Annotated in this window: 15 protein-coding genes; 6 read left to right on the top strand and 9 right to left on the bottom strand. The window is 71.9% G+C overall.

What is annotated here, in order from left to right:
- Positions 1-158: 158 nt before the first annotated feature.
- Entirely contained in the window at positions 159-2,516 is a 2,358-nt protein-coding gene (gene afsK / locus ACZ4MF_RS08810) for a protein serine/threonine kinase AfsK (RefSeq protein ID WP_467491136.1), read from the top strand.
- Positions 2,517-2,656: 140 nt separating this feature from the next.
- Here the strand turns inward: afsK and ACZ4MF_RS08805 are convergent, their stop codons facing one another.
- From ACZ4MF_RS08805 to ACZ4MF_RS08795, 3 genes are read right to left on the bottom strand one after another with little or no spacing between them, the layout of a single operon-like run.
- The gene (locus ACZ4MF_RS08805; protein ID WP_467491134.1) at positions 2,657-3,433 is read right to left on the bottom strand and encodes an enoyl-CoA hydratase/isomerase family protein; all 777 of its coding nucleotides are present in this window, start codon (positions 3,431-3,433) and stop codon (positions 2,657-2,659) included.
- A complete protein-coding gene (locus ACZ4MF_RS08800; RefSeq protein ID WP_467491132.1) occupies positions 3,430-3,837 on the bottom strand; it encodes a Zn-ribbon domain-containing OB-fold protein in 408 nt (135 codons plus the stop codon). Before ACZ4MF_RS08800 ends, ACZ4MF_RS08805 begins: the two co-directional genes overlap by 4 nt.
- 11 nt (positions 3,838-3,848) lie before the next feature.
- Positions 3,849-5,003, bottom strand: a complete 1,155-nt coding sequence (locus ACZ4MF_RS08795) for a lipid-transfer protein (protein ID WP_467491130.1) — start codon at positions 5,001-5,003, stop codon at positions 3,849-3,851.
- Positions 5,004-5,098: 95 nt separating this feature from the next.
- On the opposite strand from ACZ4MF_RS08795, the gene ACZ4MF_RS08790 reads away from it, so the two are divergent.
- The gene (locus ACZ4MF_RS08790) at positions 5,099-6,721 is read left to right on the top strand and encodes a FadD3 family acyl-CoA ligase (RefSeq protein ID WP_467491128.1); all 1,623 of its coding nucleotides are present in this window, start codon (positions 5,099-5,101) and stop codon (positions 6,719-6,721) included.
- Positions 6,722-7,942: 1,221 nt separating this feature from the next.
- Here the strand turns inward: ACZ4MF_RS08790 and ACZ4MF_RS08785 are convergent.
- The 3 genes from ACZ4MF_RS08785 to ACZ4MF_RS08775 form a co-directional block, all read right to left on the bottom strand.
- Positions 7,943-8,878 carry a hypothetical protein gene (locus ACZ4MF_RS08785; RefSeq protein ID WP_467491126.1) on the bottom strand — a complete coding sequence of 312 codons (936 nt, stop codon included), beginning with the start codon at positions 8,876-8,878 and terminating at the stop codon, positions 7,943-7,945.
- 69 nt (positions 8,879-8,947) lie between these two features.
- The gene (locus ACZ4MF_RS08780) at positions 8,948-9,214 is read right to left on the bottom strand and encodes a DUF397 domain-containing protein (RefSeq protein ID WP_467491124.1); all 267 of its coding nucleotides are present in this window, start codon (positions 9,212-9,214) and stop codon (positions 8,948-8,950) included.
- Entirely contained in the window at positions 9,195-10,046 is an 852-nt protein-coding gene (locus tag ACZ4MF_RS08775) for a helix-turn-helix domain-containing protein (protein ID WP_467491122.1), read from the bottom strand. The genes ACZ4MF_RS08780 and ACZ4MF_RS08775 overlap by 20 nt, the downstream gene beginning before the upstream one ends.
- Positions 10,047-10,166: 120 nt before the next feature.
- On the opposite strand from ACZ4MF_RS08775, the gene ACZ4MF_RS08770 reads away from it, so the two are divergent.
- Entirely contained in the window at positions 10,167-10,784 is a 618-nt protein-coding gene (locus ACZ4MF_RS08770; protein ID WP_467491120.1) for an ATP-binding protein, read from the top strand.
- A 1-nt stretch (position 10,785) separates the two neighbouring features.
- Here the strand turns inward: ACZ4MF_RS08770 and ACZ4MF_RS08765 are convergent, their stop codons facing one another.
- From ACZ4MF_RS08765 to afsR, 3 genes are all read right to left on the bottom strand, one after another.
- Positions 10,786-10,953, bottom strand: coding sequence for a hypothetical protein (locus ACZ4MF_RS08765; protein WP_467491118.1), 168 nt, complete (start codon positions 10,951-10,953; stop codon positions 10,786-10,788).
- 117 nt (positions 10,954-11,070) lie between these two features.
- Complete coding sequence (locus tag ACZ4MF_RS08760; protein WP_358657547.1) at positions 11,071-11,292, bottom strand: hypothetical protein; 222 nt, start codon at positions 11,290-11,292, stop codon at positions 11,071-11,073.
- Positions 11,293-11,500: 208 nt separating this feature from the next.
- Positions 11,501-14,476 carry an SARP-family global regulator AfsR gene (gene afsR / locus ACZ4MF_RS08755; protein ID WP_467491115.1) on the bottom strand — a complete coding sequence of 992 codons (2,976 nt, stop codon included), beginning with the start codon at positions 14,474-14,476 and terminating at the stop codon, positions 11,501-11,503.
- A gap of 190 nt (positions 14,477-14,666) precedes the next feature.
- Here afsR and ACZ4MF_RS08750 point away from each other — a divergent pair, with 190 nt between their 5' ends.
- The 3 genes from ACZ4MF_RS08750 (at position 14,667) to ACZ4MF_RS08740 (ending at position 17,716) form a co-directional block, all read left to right on the top strand.
- Positions 14,667-15,899, top strand: a complete 1,233-nt coding sequence (locus ACZ4MF_RS08750) for an amidohydrolase family protein (RefSeq protein WP_467491113.1) — start codon at positions 14,667-14,669, stop codon at positions 15,897-15,899.
- 26 nt (positions 15,900-15,925) lie between these two features.
- Entirely contained in the window at positions 15,926-16,831 is a 906-nt protein-coding gene (locus ACZ4MF_RS08745; protein ID WP_467491569.1) for an LLM class F420-dependent oxidoreductase, read from the top strand.
- 114 nt (positions 16,832-16,945) lie between these two features.
- Positions 16,946-17,716 (top strand): SDR family NAD(P)-dependent oxidoreductase, encoded by a 771-nt coding sequence (locus ACZ4MF_RS08740; RefSeq protein ID WP_467491111.1) that lies wholly within the window; start codon positions 16,946-16,948, stop codon positions 17,714-17,716.
- Positions 17,717-17,807 lie beyond the last annotated feature (91 nt).

The raw sequence follows: 17,807 nt of genomic DNA, 5'->3' as shown, positions 1-17,807 counted from the left end.
TAAGTACCAGACACCCCGATATTTCGCCGGGTTCGCAACGAGCCGCCCGGCCAGGAAGAATCAGGGTGCGTGCCGCCACGGCGGTGCGGTGGTGAGACGCTGCACGTCGGTCGCGTACATATGGTGTGGCGCGGCCAGTACGGGGAGGTGGCAGGCAAGTGGTGGATCAGCTGACGCAGCACGATCCGCGGCGGATCGGGCCGTTCGAGGTGCTGGGGCGGCTGGGCGCCGGCGGCATGGGGCTGGTCTATCTCGCGCGCTCGGCGTCCGGCCGGCGCGTGGCGATCAAGACAGTGCGCACCGAACTGGCCGAGGACCAGCTCTTCCGCGTCCGCTTCACCCGTGAGGTGGAGGCGGCCCGCGCGGTCTCCGGGTTCTACACGGCCGCCGTGGTCGACGCCGACCCGCGCGCCGCCGTGCCCTGGCTGGCCACGGCCTACGTGCCCGCGCCCTCCCTCGAAGAGATAGTGAACGACTGCGGGCCCCTCCCGGCCCAGGCCGTGCGCTGGCTCGCGGCGGGCGTCGCCGAGGCCCTCCAGTCCATCCACGGCGCGGGACTCGTGCACCGGGACCTGAAGCCGTCCAACGTGCTCGTGGTCGAGGACGGCCCCCGGGTGATCGACTTCGGCATCGCGTCCGGCGTCTCGAACACCCGCCTGACCATGACCAACGTCGCCGTCGGCACCCCCGCCTACATGTCCCCGGAGCAGGCCAAGGACTCCCGCAGCGTCACCGGCGCCAGCGACGTCTTCTCGCTCGGCTCCATGCTGGTCTTCGCGGCGACCGGCCACCCGCCCTTCCACGGCGCCAACCCGGTCGAGACGGTCTTCATGCTGCTGCGCGAGGGCCCCGACCTGACCGGCCTGCCCGACGAGCTGCGCCCGCTCATCGAGGTCTGCATGCAGATGGAGGCCACGGGCCGCCCCTCCCCGGCCGACCTCCAGGCCCAGCTCGCGCCTCATCTCTTCGGCTCCGGCTCCGACGACAGCGGCACCGCCTCGGCCTGGCTGCCCGAGAAGGCCGTCGCCCTCATCGAGTCCCGTCGCGGCGGCGGCCGCCCGGCCCCCAGGCCCGCCACCCCGGTCGGCACCGGCGGCGGGCGCAGCGGCGGCGGCGGCCGTTCGGCGGTCCCCCCGCTGCCCTCGTACGACCCGCCCGTCCCCGCCCAGGCACCCGCCGGCGTCCCGGACGCCGGCCCGGTCCGCCTCGCCGGCGCCCAGGTGCCCATCGGCCCCGGGCCGCGCGTCGCCGACGCCCGCGCCGCCGCCGTCAAGGCACCCCCGCCGGAGGCGGGCCTGGTGGCCACCTGGTCCCGCCCGCGCCCCGGCGTCGCCGGCGCCGACCCCGCCCTGCCGGCCGCGCCGCCCGTGCCCCCGGAGACGGCGAGCGGCTGGCGCCCCTGGCGGTTCCGCATGTCCAACGACGTCTGGGGCACCCCCACCGTGGGCGGCGACCTGGTCTACGTCACCTCCTTCGAGGTGCACGCCCTGGACGTGGCCACCGGCCGCCGGCGCTTCAAGACGCGGGACGTCGCCTGGTCCATGGCGGTGGCGGACGGCCGTATCCACGCCTCCGACGGCCCGACCCTGTTCGCCCTGGACGCCCGCGAGGGCGGCGACCTGTGGCGGCTGTCGACGGACGCCTGGGTGTACTCCCTCAAGGCCGACCACGGCACGGTCGTCACCGGCACCCGCGGCGGCGGCGTCCAGGCCTGGGAGGCCGCCACGGGTCAGAAGCTGTGGGAGATCAGCGGCTGCCAGACCGACTTCGAGTCCCCCGAGGCCGGCCCGCTCGTCCACGACGGCACGGTCTACGTGTGGCAGAACGCCCGGCTGCGCGCCCTGGAGGCCCGCACCGGCGAGGAGCGCTGGTCGTACCCGGTCGGCGACGCGGCCTCCTGCGGCGGTGTGCCCGTGCGCCTCACCCCGGCCGCCGACGGCTACGTCTACGTCTCCGCGGGCACCCGGGTGATCGCCGTCGAGGCGGCGAACGGCATGGTCCGCTGGCACTTCGAGTCCCCGGCGGTCTTCCTGAGCCCGCCGACCTTCGCGCCCGGCCCGGCGGTCACGGGCGGCGGCGTCTACCTCGCCGACTACCTCGGCACGGTCTACGCCCTCGACGCCACCGACGGCCGCGACCGCTGGCGCATCGCGACCGAGGCCCGCTCCTCGATCGAGCCGGTCCTCGTCGCCGCCGGCCACGTCCACGTGGGCAGCGGCAAGGCCCTCTACACCCTGGACGCGGTCACCGGCACGCCCAAGTGGCGCTTCCAGGCGGGCGGCGACGTCGTGGGCGCGCCCGCGGTGGCCGAGGGCCGCATCCACTTCGGCTCCACCGATCACCTCCTCTACACCCTCAAGGCCGACGACGGCCGGCTGCGCTGGAAGCTGGCGACGGGCGGCGAGATCACCGGCTCCCCGGTGGTCAGGGACGGCGTGGTGTACGCGTGCAGCAAGGACCGGTGCGTGTACGCGCTGGACGCGGAGAAGGGCACGGGCACGGCGCGGACGGCGTAGCGCGGCCTCGCCCGGTGGCGTGCGTGACGGCCGTCGTACCGGTTGTCACGGAAAGGGCTCCGGACGGCGGCCGTCCCAGGGCTGACGCTACCCCCGGCCCCGGACACCCGCCATGCGGTGCCGCCGGTGACGGCGGACGGTCACCGCACCCGGAACCCGCCCGTCCGCCGCCCCGCGAACAGCTCCGCCTGCCGCTCGGCCGGCACGTTGCCGAGGGCGATGAGGTGCGGCGCCTGCGCGAACGCCTGCGCCAGCGCCGCCTCCCGCGCCGCCCACAGCGCCCGCACGGTTCCCTGCACGCCCTGAGCCGGATACCCGGCGATCACCCCCGCACAGCGCACCGCGGCGGCCAACGCCCCGCCCTCCTCGGTGACTTCCGACACGAGCCCGATCTCATGGGCCCGCCGGGCGCAGACCCGTTCGGCGGTGCCCATGAGCATCATCCGGGCCACCTCTCCGTACGGCATCCGCGCGGCCAGCAGCATGGACTCGTACGCGCTGACCATGCCGTACGAGGTGTGCGGATCGAAGAAGACGGCGCTGGGGTCGGCGATGACGAAGTCGCACTCGCCGAGCAGATAGAAGGCACCCCCGCAGGCCATCCCGCGCACGGCGGCCACGACCGGCTTCCACAGGTCGTTCGCCTTGGGCCCGAGCCGCAGCAGCGGATCGTCCTGCATGTACGGCGACGACGGCTGCGGCACGACGACGTCCCGGTCGATCCCGGTGCAGAAGGCCCGCTCCCCGCCCCCGGTGAGCACGACCGCCCGCACCGCGTCGTCGACCCTGAACTCCCGCCACACGGCGGTCAGTTCGCGCATCATCTCCAGGTCGACGGCGTTGAGACGCACGGGCCGGTCCAGCGTGACGACGGCGACGCCGGTGTCCTTGTCGACGTCGACCCGGACGGTGTTCACGACAGGACCCACTGCGGAAGGCCGCCCGCGAACACGGCATGCACCCGCGCCCCGATCCGCAGCCGCCCCGGATCGAGGGAACCGAGAGGCGCCCCGGCCCGGCTGACCACATTGCCCACGAGCCGGATGCGCGGGGCGTCCTCCAGCTCCACCACGACGACGTTGTACGGCGCCTGCTCCGCGTACGCGGGCAGCAGCGGCGGATGCGGCACCACGTACGACCAGATCCGCCCCCTCCCGGACACCGCCCGCCACTCGCTCGCGAACGACTGGCAGTGCGGGCAGCAGGGGCGGGGCGGGAAGCGGAGCTCGTCGCAGTCGGCGCAGGCCTGGACGCGCAGTTCGCCCCGGGCGGCGTACTCCCAGAAAGGGGCGCCGTCGGCGTCGGTGACCGGGGTCAGCATGGTCGGCTCCTTCAGTTCCTGAGGAGGAGGGCGGAGGTGGGCACGCCCTCGCCGGCGGTGACCAGACAGGTGGCGGCGCCGGGCACCTGGGCGGTGCTGGTGCCGCGCAGCTGCTTCACCCCTTCGGTGATGAGGTTGAAGCCGTGCACATAGGCCTCGGAGAGCCCGCCCCCGGAGGTGTTGAGCGGCAGCCGGCCCCCGGTCTCGATCGCGCCCCCCTCCGTGAACGCGCCCCCTTCCCCCCGCCCGCAGAAGCCGTACCCCTCCAACGAGAGCGGGACGAGGGCGGTGAAGGCGTCGTAGATCTGCGCCACGTCGACGTCGTCCGGGGTGAGGTCGGCGTGCTTCCACAGCTGCCGGGCGGTGCTCCAGGCGGGTCCGGTGAGCGGGTCGTCGTTCCAGTAGTTGACCATCCCGTGGTGCTGGGCGGGCAGCCCCTGGGCGACGGAATGGACGTAGACGGGCCGCTGCCGGCAGTCCCGCGCCCGCTCCCTGCCGACGACGACACAGGCGAGCGCCCCGTCCGTCTCCAGGCAGTTGTCGAAGAGGCAGAGCGGCTCGCTGATCCAACGGGCGGTCATGTACATCTCGCGGGTCAGCGGCCGTTCGTACATCACGGCGGCCGGGTTCTGGTTGGCACGGTTGCGGCAGGCGAGGGCGACATTGAAGAGATGGTCGCGGGTGGCGCCGTACTCGTGCATGTAGCGGCGGGTGAGCATCGCGATCTCGTCGGCGGGCCGCAGCAGCCCGAAGGGCCGGGTCCACTGCGCGGGGGTGGGGAGTTGGACGGTGGTGTTCGTCCACGGCCGGGGCCCGCTGCCCCGCTTCCGGGACCGCCATGCCACGCCCACGGAAGCCTGCCCGGAGGCGATGGCGGCGGCGAGGTGCGCGACGGTCGCACAGGAACCGCCCCCGCCGTACCCGACCTTGCTGAAGAAGGTCAGATCCCCGAACCCGACCGCCTTGGCCAGCTCGACCTCGTCGGTCTCCTCCATGGTGTAGGAGGCGAGCGCGTCGACCTCGCCGGGCGCGATCCCGGCGTCGTCGAGCGCGGCGAGCACGGCCCGGCAGGCGAGCGTCTTCTCGTCGTCCGGCAGGTGCTTGGCGAACGAGGTCTGCCCGATCCCGACGACGGCGGTGGCGTCCTTCAGTCCGGCGGCTGCCATGGTGTCCCCCTCATCGCGTCGTCACACCTGACTGCATGTCAGATTACAGCTAATCTGACGGTCAGTCAGGTGCGAGGTGGTGAAGGGAGCCTGTCATGGGCGACTGGGGGACTGTCCCGGAACTGGTGCGGTGGTCGGCCGAGCGGTACGCGGACGGCGAGGCCGTGGTGGACGGCCGGACGAGGATCACGTACGCTGAACTCGGCGCGCGCGTGGACCGCTCGGCGGCCGCCTGCATCGCGAGCGGCGTACGGACCGGCGACCGTGTCGCCGTCTGGGCCCCCAACTCCCTCGACTGGATCGTCGCCGCGCTGGGCGCGGTGAGCGCGGGCGCGGTCCTCGTCCCCCTCAACACCCGCTTCAAGGGCGCGGAGGCGGCGGACGTACTGCGCCGCAGCGGAGCCCGGCTGCTCTTCGTGACGGGCACCTTCCTGGGCACGTCGTACGTGGCCTCCCTGCGCCGGGCGGCCGGAGAGGTCACGGCGGCACCCGACACCGGCACCGGTACCGCCACTCGGGGCCCACTGCCGGGCCTGCCCGATCTGACGGACGCGGTGGTCCTGTCCGAGGACGCACCACCGGAGTTCCGGACGTGGAAGGACTTCCTGGCGGCCGGGGAGGGGGTGTCGGAGTCCGAAGTGCGGGCGAGGGAAGCAGAGTTGTCCGCCGACTCCCTATCGGACATCATCTACACGTCGGGTACGACGGGCCGCCCCAAGGGCGCGATGATCACGCACGGGCAGACACTGCGGGCGTACGGCATCTGGGCCGACCTGGCCGGCCTGCGCGCCACGGACCGCTACCTCATCGTCAACCCCTTCTTCCACACCTTCGGCTACAAGGCCGGGGTGATCGCCTGCCTGACGCGCGGGGCGACGATGATCCCGCAGCCGGTCTTCAACGTGGAGACGGCGCTGGCGAACATCGCGGCGGAACGGGTGTCGGTACTGCCCGGCCCGCCGACCCTCCATCAGTCGTTGCTGGACCACCCTTCCCGGGACGCCCACGACCTCTCCGCCCTGCGCCTGGTGGTGACCGGCGCGGCGGTCGTCCCGCTGCTCCTGGTGGAGCGCCTGCGCGGAGAACTGGGCGTGGAGACGGTCCTCACGGCGTACGGCCTGTCCGAGGCGAGCGGCGTCGTCACGATGTGCCGCCGGGGCGACGACCCGCTGCTGATCGCCTCGACGTCCGGCCGGGCTATCCCGGGAACGGAGGTGAGGGTGGTGGACGCATCGGGCGCACCGGCGCCGACCGGCGAGACGGGCGAGGTCCAGATCCGGGGCTTCAACGTCATGCAGGGCTACTACGGCGACACCGAGGCGACGGCGGAGACGATCTCACCGGACGGCTGGCTGCGCACGGGCGACGTGGGCGTCCTGGACGCCTCGGGCAACCTCCGCATCACCGACCGGATCAAGGACATGTTCATCGTCGGCGGCTTCAACGCGTACCCGGCGGAGATAGAGCAACTCCTCGCCCTCCACCCCGAGGTGCGGGAGGCGGCCGTGATCGGCGTACCGGACGCACGGCTGGGAGAGGTCGGCAAGGCCTACGTCGTCCGCCACCCGGGCTCCCCCCTCACCGCCGACGACCTGATCGCCTGGTCCCGCCGCGAGATGGCGAACTACAAGGTGCCGAGGGCAGTCGAATTCGTCCCCGAACTGCCGAGGAACGCGAGCGGCAAGGTGCTGAAGGGGGAACTGCGGGGGAGGGGGTGAGGGGGGAAGGGGAGGGAGTGAGGGGGTGAAGGCAGGGGGTTGTACTGATCCGGGGTCGGAAGGTTGCCCTGGGGCCGCCCGCTTCTCTCTCAGTGTCGTGCTTCCGCGAGGTGTGTAAAGGGCGCTCCCGTTCCGCTGCGCTCCACTCCCGCGTCGGCTGCGCCGATGGCCCTGCGGGCCACCCTTGACACACCTCGCTCCAGCACGGGGGAGAAGCGAGCGGGCAGCCCGGGGAGAGTGGGCGCCTTACCGGTACCGGTCCCTTGGGCCGGCTGCGTCGGCGGCCTTGGCCGCGGGGGCGCGGCCGCGCCTCGCATGCACGCCGGGTGGGTGCGGCGGCTTGCGGGTGGTGGGTGGGGAGCGCCGGGGGTGGGGGCCATCCCCTCAGCCTCCTCTGCCACACCACTCCCACCAGCCACGAGAGAGAGGGCAATTGGATGATTTGGGCGCGCCGGGAATGGGAGGGGGGATGGATAGGGGCGGTTGGTGCAGGGAGTGGCGGGGCCCTGGCCATGAGGATGGCCCAAACCGTCCAATTACTCCCCGATCACCGCCACCTCAGCCCCCGCTGCCTCTCCTCCCCACATCCCCCCACCCCCTCCGCTTCCCAACCCGCCCGAGCCCCCGACTCCCCCCACCCCCACTCGGCCGCAGCCGCCGAACCTGCCCGGCAACTCCCGTCTGCTGATGCGTCTCCCCCTCCACTCGGCCGCAGTCGCTGAGCCTGCCCGGCGACTCCCGTCCGCTGATGCGTCTCCCCCCACTCGGCCGCAGTCGCTGAGCCTGCCTGGCGATTCCCGTCTGCTGATGCGTCTCCCCTCCACCCAGCCGCAGTCGCCGAACTCATCCGGTTCCCCGCCTGCTGATGCGCCCCCACCCACCCAGCCGCAGTCGCCGAACTCATCCGGTTCCCCGCCTGCTGATGCGCCCCCACCCACCCAGCCGCACCCGCGCCTCGCCTGCCCGGCGTGCAGGCGAGGCGCGGGTGAGCCCCCCTGCCCCGGCCCGCGAGGTAACTGGCGGTAGGGCCAACCCCGGTGAGGCGCCCACTTTCCCCGGGCTGCCCGCTCGCTTCTTCCGCGTGCTGGAGCGAGGTGTGTCAAGGGTGGCCCGCAGGGCCATCGGCGCAGCCGACGCGGGAGTGGAGCGCAGCGGAACGGGAGCGCCCTTTACACACCTCGCGGAAGCACGACACTGAGAGAGAAGCGGGCGGCCCCACGGTCACTTGGAAGCACCGGTCAGGTCAGCCAAGGTGGCCCTGATCTCCTCGACCATGTACGCAGGGCGGTGGAAAACGTCCTCGGCGCTGAAGCGCAGGAGGCTGCGGATCTCCGGGCACCGTAAGAGCTGGTTGAAGCGGGTGATGTCCTGACGGTGGGCGTCACGGGTGCCGTGGTAGGCGTAGCCCTCGATCTCCACGCCCAACCCCGTCGCCCGGAAGAGGAAGTCGAGGGTGCGGCGGCGTCCGTCCGGTGTGCGCAGCTCGGCCTGGCTCTCGGGGTGAAGAGCGGCGTCGTACATACGGAGTCGGGCAACCGTCTCCGCCGGGGAACCGGCGAGCGGGTCGCACAGACGCAGCCAGCGCCGGGCCCGTACCGAGCCCTGAGCCTGCCCCGCCGACTCCAGCGCGGCCACGACGTCGTCCCACCGGGTGAGCGGTGCCCGGCGGACGTGCCCGACCCTCCGGTAGGTCAGCGCCGAGTCCACCGCGACGACCGCCTCGTCCCTCGGACCCCGCCGGAGCAGATCCATGACCGTGCGGGTGGGGTTGGTGAGGCGAAACCCCTGCCGTTCCACTACGTCGGCCGGGTCGAGCGGCAGGCGGTGTACGTGTACGTCACCGCTCAGGCGGCGGAGGCTGAGCTGGGGATCGATGAACTCCAACGGTGCCTTACGGCTGCCACGACTGCCGCCGAGCAACTCGATGCGCCAGAGGGCGGCCGCTGAACCATGGCTCACGATCAGCCGGGGTTCACGGAACAGCACCGCCCGGAGCCGGGTGAGGAGGTCGGGGTCCCGGCCCGGCTCCGCCCAGGCGCCGCGCCGAAGTTGGGTCCAGCCCTCTGCTCTCAGCGCGCGTGTGAGATCGCGCCGGGGCCAGCCGGCCTCGACGGCACGTGAGGTGAGCAGGACGCCCCCGTCCGCCAGCGCCCTCAAGTCCCTGCACTCCACCAGAGCAAGATCGCAGAAACCACGCCGTGCCGCTTGCCCTGTGGATAACCCTGGTCAGCCCTTGAGCGAGCCGACGAAGGCATCCCATGCAAGGGGCCGGAAGAGGAGTACGGGGCCGTCCTGTGCCTTCTTCGAGTCGCGGACAGGGATCACACTGGGGTAAGCGTCACTGACTTCGACGCACTCGCCGCCGCTCCCGTTGCTGTAGCTGCTCTTGCGCCACGGGAGGTGGGCTACTTCGAGGCAATCCCCGCCACTGCCGTTGCTGTAGCTGCTCTTCCGCCAAACAGCCGTGCTCAGGTCAAACCCGGTGCTTGCCATCTCGGTAGTCCTCCGCCGCTCGTTCGACCATGGCCAGGGACGCCTCTGGCGGTAGTGCCGCGGCCCTGAGCAGATCGTACGACCTACGGTAGTCCTTCACGAGCGCTGGAAAATCGATGAGTTGGCCATTGTGGAGACCCTCGGTGTAGGCGACCGGCGGGGCGTCGGGGAAGGTCATGACCTTCACCATGCCCATCATGAACGGGTGGGCGTGCGCCGTTTCCGGGAGGATCTGCAGAACGCCCTGCGTGGAGCGGATCACGTCAGCGATGTGCTCCAGTTGCACCGCCATCTCCGCCGCTGGAAGGAGGGGCTTGCGAATGAGGGACTCGTGCAGGACAGCCCAGAACGACGGCCGCTCCTCGCGTTTCCAGATCTCCGCACGCTTCAACCGGGCCTGAACCTGCTTGTCGACCCGCTCGGACGGCAGCCACGGCAGCGACGTGTGTACGACGGCCTCGGCATAGGCCTGCGTTTGCAGCAGCCCCGGCACCAGCATCGGCGCCCACTCCTCGATCGTCTCCGCATGCTGCTCCATCTCCGCCACATCCGCGAAGTACTCCGCATGCCCCGACTGCCGTGCCCTGCGCGCATCTTCACAACGCCGCTCGAAAAACCCGTCCGTCTTCAGGACCTTGTCGACATGCCGGGCCAGATCCACCGGCATGCGCCGCTCGGCGCGCTCGATCTGGCTCAGGAAGGGAACGCCGCGGAAGCTTCCCTCGGCCAGTTGTTCCAGCGTGAGGCCCGCCAGTTCCCGTCGGTAGCGCAACTCGGCGCCGTAGAAGGAGGGGACGTTGGCCGCTGCGTCGGGGTCCTTGCGTGGGGGCACAACTCATCACCGCCGTTTGCCTGTTGCTCTGCGTAACCGAAAGCTCTTCAAACGGTACCGATGCGGACGCCAAGGTGTGACTGTTTCCTCACAGAGAGCACAGGAAGGCGTCCCGCAACCATGTCGTCCCCCACTCCAGCCCCCGCCAGCCCCGGCAACTCCGTCTACGACATCACCCTCTGCGTGGATGACCTGCGCGCCGCCCTGTCCAGCCACGGCATCACCCTGCCGTCCCTCCGGGTGGACCTGCCGAGTTTCGCGGGCGCATACCGGCCGCCGGCAGGCCTGGTCGCGCTCGGCAACTGCAACGCCGCCGTGGCGCGCAGGCTGGCGGCGGCGCTGAGGGGGGCCGATGCGACACCGGGCCGGCCGCCGCTGGACGTCGAGCTTCCCGCCGTACCAGAGGCGCTGCGAGGGCTTCGGCGTACCGTTCGCCGCTACCTGAGCGCACCCTGCCCGGACGCCGAACTCTGCGTCACCGAACTCGTCACCAACGTGATCCGGCATGTGGGGGAGGGGACTTCGGTCCGTGTACGGGTGGTCCGGACGGACGGTGATCGCATCCGCGTCGAGGTGACGGACCCGGCCGGGCAGGCCCTCCCCCTGTCCCGGTCCGCCGCGCTCGACGACGAGGAGGGACGCGGTCTCGCCCTGCTGGAGGCGGTGGCTCTGCGCTGGGGCGTGGAGCGGGGGGTGGAGGGCAAGACGGTGTGGTGCGAGCTGGGTGGTGCCGGTTGACTCAGCTGTCGCTGTCCGTGATGTGGGTGTTGTGGGGGGCCACCAGCGTGGCGTGGGCGTTGTCCGGGCTCACCGGCTGGTGGTTGTCGGCCAGGGCCGGGCTTACGGCGGTCGCGGTCGTGCCGAGTATCAGGGCGGTGGTGGCGACGATCTTCGCGATACGGGTCATGGCGGTTTCCTCGGAGATCGGAGAGTCGATGGTGAGGGTGCTGATTCCGGACACACGTCGGCCGCGACGGCTCCCCCTCGGTGCCGTCGCGGCCGGTTCCCCCGTGCGGGAGGTGGCTCAGCTGGGGTCGGACGTTACGTGCGTGTTGTCCGGGCTCACCGTGCCGTCGGCGGCCACCGCCTCGACGTCCGTGACGTGCGTGTTGAGCGGCTTGACTTCTCCGTTCGCGGGCGCGTCGGTGACGTGCGTGTTGAGCGGTTTGACTCCCCCGCCCGCCGGAGCGTCGGTGACGTGGGTGTTGTCCGGCTGGACGATCGTGTTGTTCTCGGTGTTGCTCATGGTGCCTCCCCTGGGTGGATCGGTGTGGAACGTGAGGGCCCGCCCGGTCATTCCCCCGTGGATGGCCGAGCGGGCTCACTCAGGTCGCCCAACCCTAATCCGCGGGTGTGGGGACCTCCCCGCGACCCGTCTGCCCCCCGACGCGACGGATCGACAACCACGAGAGTGCCGGGCCGCGATAAACGAACGATGAACGTCCCGGCGGCCCTCAGGCGGCCGCCACCGGAGTGAGGAGTTTGCGGACCTCGGTGGCCTCGGCGGAATTCAGGCTCTCGTAGATCTCCAGGGCCTCCTGCCAGCAGACCTGGGCCCGCCCCGAGTGGCCGATGCCGTTCAGGGCTCTGCCCAGCACGGTCAGGACATGGCCGCGACGCCATTCGCCTCCGATGCCCCGCAGGACGGTGAGCGCCATCTCGGCGTTGCTCGCGGCCTGCCCCGGCTTGCGGGCATCCAGGTCGACCTCCGCGAGCCGACAGAGCGTCATCCCCTCCCACAGACGCTGACGACTGTCACGGAAGACGCCCAGGGCCTCTTTCAACTGGTCAGCGGCGCTGCCGTGCTGGCCGGTCTTGGCCAGGGCCATGCCGTACGCGTAGCGCCCGTTCGCTCCTCTGAGCGTGTGGCCGAGTTCCTGGTAGATGTCCGTGCCCTGGCGTGCCAGGACGACGGCGGTGTCGGCGCGGTTCGTCGCCAGGTGCAGGCGCGACAGGTTGCACAGGGCGGCCGCCGTGCCCGCCAAGTCGCCGCAGCTGCGGAACTTCTCGATGGCCTGGCTGAAGTAGCCTTCGGCGTCCTCGTGCCGGTTCTGGTAGAACGCCGTGCTGCCCAGCACGTTCGCTGCCCAGCACGAGGGCAGTGCGTCGTCGGCCGCCTCAGCGAGCTGGAACGCCTCCCGTGCCTCGCGGTGCGCCTGGTCGAACACTCCGGAGAACAGTCGCGCGTTGCCCAGAACGACAGAGGCCCTGCCTTCGGCGCGCACGTCGCCGACTGCCTGCGCAGCCGCTCTCAGGGCGATGGCGGCGGTCTCGTACTCCTTGGAGTTGGCGCCTGACTCCGCAAGGTCGACGGACGCCCACAGGAGATCGATGGCGCGCCGCAGCGCGCTTCCGTCGGCGGACTGCCGCACGCAGGCGAGCAGGCAGGTGGCCTCCGCGTACAGCCAGTCCTGCGCTCGCTTCCGGTCCTCGAACCGCAGCCCCGGATACTCCGTGCGCTCCAGATGATCCACCAACCGGTCCCCCGGCCGCTCCATCGCATACACCTGTGCTGCCGTGGCCAGGTAGAAGTCCAGCAGGCGGGACATCGCCGCCTCGCGTTCGCTCGGCGGCTGCTCGTCCCTCTCCGCGCACGCACGCGCGTAGAGCCGGACCAGGTCGTGGAAGCGATACCGCCCAGGCGCCGCCGACTCCAGCAGCGATGTGTCCACGAGGGACTCCAGCAGGTCCTCCGTCTCCTCCGCCGGAAGGTCGAGGACCGCCGCAGCAGCCGCGAGCGAAATATCCGGGCCGTCCGCGAGCCCCAGCAACCTGAACGCCCGTGCCTGGGCGGGCTCCAACTGCCCGTACCCCAACTCGAACGTCGCCTTCACCGCCAGGTCGCCCGCCTGGAGCTCGTCCAGGCGGCGGCGTTCGTCCGCCAGCTTGGCCGCCAGGACGGAGACCGTCCAGGTGCGGCGGGCCGCCAGGCGGGACGCCGCGATGCGGATCGCGAGTGGCAGGAAGCCGCAGGCCGCGACCACGTCCAGGGCGGCCTCCCGCTCCGCCGCCACCCGTTCCTCGCCCACGATCTTCGTGAAGAGGGCCAGCGCCTCCTCCGGGGACATCACGTCCAGGTCGACCAGGTGGGCGCCCGCCAGGTCGACCATGCGGACGCGGGACGTCACCAGGGCCGCGCAGCCCTCCGTGCCCGGCAGGAGCGGGCGTACCTGGGCCGCGTCCTTGGCGTTGTCCAGCAGGACCAGTACCCGCCGGCCGTCCAGGACCGAGCGGTACAGGGCCGCCCGTTCCTCCATGCTGTCCGGGATCGCCGAGTCCGCCGTGCCCAGTGCGCGCAGGAACGAGCCGAGCACCGTCTCGGGTTCCGCCGGAAGCGGGCCCGCGCCCTGGAGGTCCACGTACAGCTGGCCGTCCGGGAAGGCCGTGCGGGCCCGGTGGGCCACGTGCACCGCCAGTGTCGTCTTGCCCACGCCCCCGATGCCTGCCAGCGCCGAGACCGCCATCACCCGGTTGCCGGCGTCCGCCGACTCCGACGCCGAGGCGAGTACGTCGCTCAGTTCCGCGACGAAGGACGCCCGGCCGGTGAAGTCGGGTACCGAGGCGGGCAGTTGGGCCGGGCGGACCGCGCCGACGGCCGGTTCCGCCGACGGCGACGAGGGCTCCGCCAGGGCCGGATCGGCCTGGAGGATGCGCTGCTGCAGCTCGCTGAGGCCCGCGCGCGGGTCCACGCCGAGCTCCTCCGAGAGGAGGCGCCGGGTGTCGGCGTAGACGGCGAGGGCCTCGGCCTGTCTCCCGCTGCGGTACAGCGCCAGCATCAGCAGCTCGCGCAGGCGCTCCCGCAGGGGGTGGGCGGCGGTCAGCGCGGTCAGTTCCGAGACGGCCTCCGCGTGGCAGCCCTGCTCCAGGTCCATGTCCAGGCGGGATTCGATGAGGCCCAGGCGCCATTCCTCCAGGCGGACGCGCTGGGTCTCGGCGTAGGGGCCGGGGACGCCGGCCAGCGGTTCGCCGTCCCACCTGCCCAGGGCCTCGTTCAGGAGCTCGCGGGCGCGGCACAGATCGCCGGCCGTCCGCGCCTTCTCCGCCTGCGCCGCCAGCTCCTGCGCCTGCGCCAGGTCCAGGGCGCCCTCGCGCAGGCCCCGGACGGCATAGCCGCCGGACTCGCTGACCAGCACGCCGGGGTCCAGCACCTTGCGCAGCCGGGAGGCGTAGGTGCGCAGGGCCGCCAGCGCCTGCGACGGGGGCTCGGCTCCCCACAGGGCGTCGATGAGCTCCGCCGCGGTCGCCGTACGGCCCTCGCGCAGCAGCAGGGCGGCCAGCAGGGCGCGCTGCTGCGGGGAGCCCGTGTTGAGCGGCTCGGTGCCGCGCCAGGCCCGTACCGGACCGAGCACGCCGAACCGCAACGCCTCCGGTTCCGTGACGGTCACGGAGCCGGGACGCCGCTGCTCAGGCACTCGTGGCCCATCGTCCATGCGTTGGTCCCCCTCGGGTCCACGAACAACCCCGTCAGTTTGCCTTGTTCCGGGCGGTTGCGTCAGCCGTGGGAGACGGCGATCACAGGTCGGCGCGGCGGGGTGCACAAAGCCCTCACACGGTCTTCGCACACGGCGGACCGCGACTCACTAGCTGACGGGTCGTCAGATCGGCGCTACCGTGAGGCCCATGGAGACACCACAGTTCCCGCTGATCATCTCCGTCGACGACCACACCGTGGAGCCCGCCACCGTCTGGCAGGACCGGCTGCCGAAGAAGTACCTGGACGTCGGACCCCGGATCGTGCGCGCGCCGCTGAAGGAGATGACCTTCCTCGGCGGACGGTTCAAGCCGGTCATGGGTGATCCCGGCAGCACGGACGGACCCGTCGGCGACTGGTGGGTCTACGAAGACCTACGGCGGCCGCTCACCCGGCTCGACACCGCCGTCGGCGTCGACCGCGACCAGGTCAGGCTCGAAGTCATCACCTACGAGCAGATGCGGGCCGGGTCGTACGACGTCCCCGCCCGGCTCGCCGACATGGACGTCAACCACGTCCAGTCGGCCGTCTGTTTCCCGACCTTCCCGCGCTTTTGCGGACAGACCTTCACGGAGGTCGCCGACAAGGAGCTCGGCCTGCTGTGCGTGCGCGCCTACAACGACTGGATGGTGGAGGAGTGGTGCGGGCCGAAGGCGCGCGGCCGGCTGATACCGCTCACCCTCATACCCCTGTGGGACGCCGAGCTGGCCGCCGAGGAAGTGCGGCGCAACGCGGCGCGGGGGGTGCGGGCCGTCGCGTTCTCCGAGATACCGCCGCACCTGGGCCTGCCGTCCGTGCACACCGACGACTGGGATCCGTTCCTCGCGGCGTGCGACGAGACCGGCACGGTCGTCGCCATGCACATCGGCTCCAGCAGCCGCATGCCCTCCACCTCCGCCGACGCCCCGCCCGCCGTGGGCTCCACCATCACCTTCGCCAACTGCTGCTTCTCGATGGTGGACTGGCTGATGAGCGGGAAGTTCGAGCGCTTCCCGAATCTCAAGGTGATGTACGCGGAGGGGCAGATCGGGTGGATTCCGTACATCCTTGAGCGCGCCGACGTGGTGTGGGAGGAGAACCGGGGGTGGGGCGGGGTCGCCGACAAGGTCACCCGGCCGCCGTCGGAGACCTTCGCCGAGCACGTCTACGGCTGCTTCTTCGACGACGCCTTCGGGCTCCGGAGCCTCGACTCCATCGGCGTCGGCAACGTCCTGTACGAGACCGACTACCCGCACTCCGACTCCACCTGGCCCAAGTCCCGCGAGGTCGCCGAGACGCAGATGGGGCACCTGGCGGACGACGTGGTCGAGCGGATCGTGCGCGGCAACGCCATCGAGCTGCTGGGGCTGACGCGGGACGGGCTGTGGCGGGGGCCCAGGTGAGCGCCCCGGCATCCCTGACGTACGGCATGCAGTTGCCCGTCCAGTCGCAGAGCACGATCTACGCCGAGGAGTGGGAGGCCGGGGCCGGGCCCGCGGATCTGGTGGAGATCGCGCGGGCGGCGGACCGGGCCGGGTTCGGCTATCTCGCCGTCTGCGACCACGTGGCGATCCCGCGCCGCCTCGCCGGGGCCATGAGCACGGTCTGGTACGACCCCGTCGCCACCCTCGCCCACCTCGCCGCCGTCACCGAGCGGGTGCGCCTGCTCAGCCATGTCGCCGTCGTCGGGCTGCGGCACCCGCTCCTGACCGCCAAGCAGTACGCCACCCTCGACCACCTCTCCGGTGGCCGGCTGGTCCTCGGGGTGGGCGCCGGGCACGTGCGGGAGGAGTTCGAGGCGGTCGGGGCCGACTTCGAGCGGCGGGGGGCTGTGCTGGACGAGACGATCGACGCGTTGCGGGCGGCTCTCGGGCCGGCGGAGTTCCCGGAACACCACGGCAAGTTCTACGACTTCGCCGGGCTCGGCCAGCTTCCTCGGCCGGCCCAGCCGGTCGTTCCCCTGTGGGTCGGGGGCTCCTCGCCCCCCGCCGTGCGCCGGGCCGCCCTGAAGGGCGACGGCTGGCTGCCGCAGGGGGATCCCCGGGACCGGCTGCCCGCGCAGATCGCCCGTATCCGGCGGCTGCGCGAAGAGGCGGGCGTCGAGGGGGCGTTCACCGTCGGGGCCATCACCGAGCCGCTGTACGTCGGGCGGGCCGGCTGGGAGGTCGGGCGGCGGACCCTCAGCGGGGCGCCGGAGGAGGTCGCCGCGTCGCTGCGGGCGTACCGGGCGATGGGCGTGGACCAGATCCAGGTGCGGTTCCGCAGCCGGAGCCGGGCCGAACTCACCGAACAGATAGCCGTGTTCGGCGCCGAGGTCGCACCCCGGCTGGGCTGAGAAGGAGGCCCGGCTGGACGGGCGGGAGCTCGGCGACAGGGCCTGGGAGTGCGGACGGATTCAGATGTGGCTTCGGAGCCGGGTTCGGACCCCGGTCCGGTCGAGGAGGATTCCATGGGCAAGCTGGACGGGCGGGTCGTCGTCATCACCGGGGCGGCCCGCGGGCAGGGCGAGCAGGAGGCGCGGCTCTTTCGGGCGGAGGGCGCGCGGGTGGCCGTCGCCGATGTGCTGGACGAGCGGGGCGAGGCCCTGGCGAAGGAGATCGGGGCGCTGTACGTCCACCTCGACGTGGGCGAGGAGGACGGCTGGCGCTCGGCCGTCGGGGCGGTGAAGGAGGCCTACGGGCGCATCGACGGGCTCGTCAACAACGCGGGCATCCTGCGCTTCAACGCCCTCGCGGACACCCCGCTGGACGAGTTCATGCAGGTCGTCAGGGTCAATCAGGTCGGCTGTTTCCTGGGTATGAAGGCGGTCGCGCCGGAGCTGCCGGAAGGCGGCACGATCGTCAACACCGCCTCCTACACGGCGCTCACCGGCATGGCGGCCGTCGGCACGTACGCCGCCACCAAGCACGCCGTGCTGGGGCTGACCCGGGTCGCGGCGCTGGAGCTGGCCGGCCGGGGGATCCGGGTCAACGCGATCTGCCCGGGCGCCATCGACACCCCCATGTCCAACCCGGCCCGCCTGGACCCGGACGCCGACCCGGAGGAGATGAGCCGGGCGCTGGACGAGCTGTACCGGGGGCTCGTGCCGCTCGGGCGGGTCGGGCAGCCGGAGGAGGTGGCCCGGCTGGCGCTCTTCCTCACGTCGGCGGACTCCTCGTACATCACCGGGCAGCCGTTCGTGATCGACGGCGGGTGGCTGGCCGGGGTCAGCGTCATCTGACGGACATCCGCTCAGTGGGCTGACGAGGTGTCAGCTATTGACGAATCTGACGGTACGTCAGAAAGTTCGTAGGACGCACAGGACTCGCAGG

Source organism: Streptomyces sp. NPDC025793 (assembly GCF_055558375.1).
Note: the sequence above shows the minus strand (reverse complement) of the source record. Positions and strands in the feature narration are given on the sequence as shown.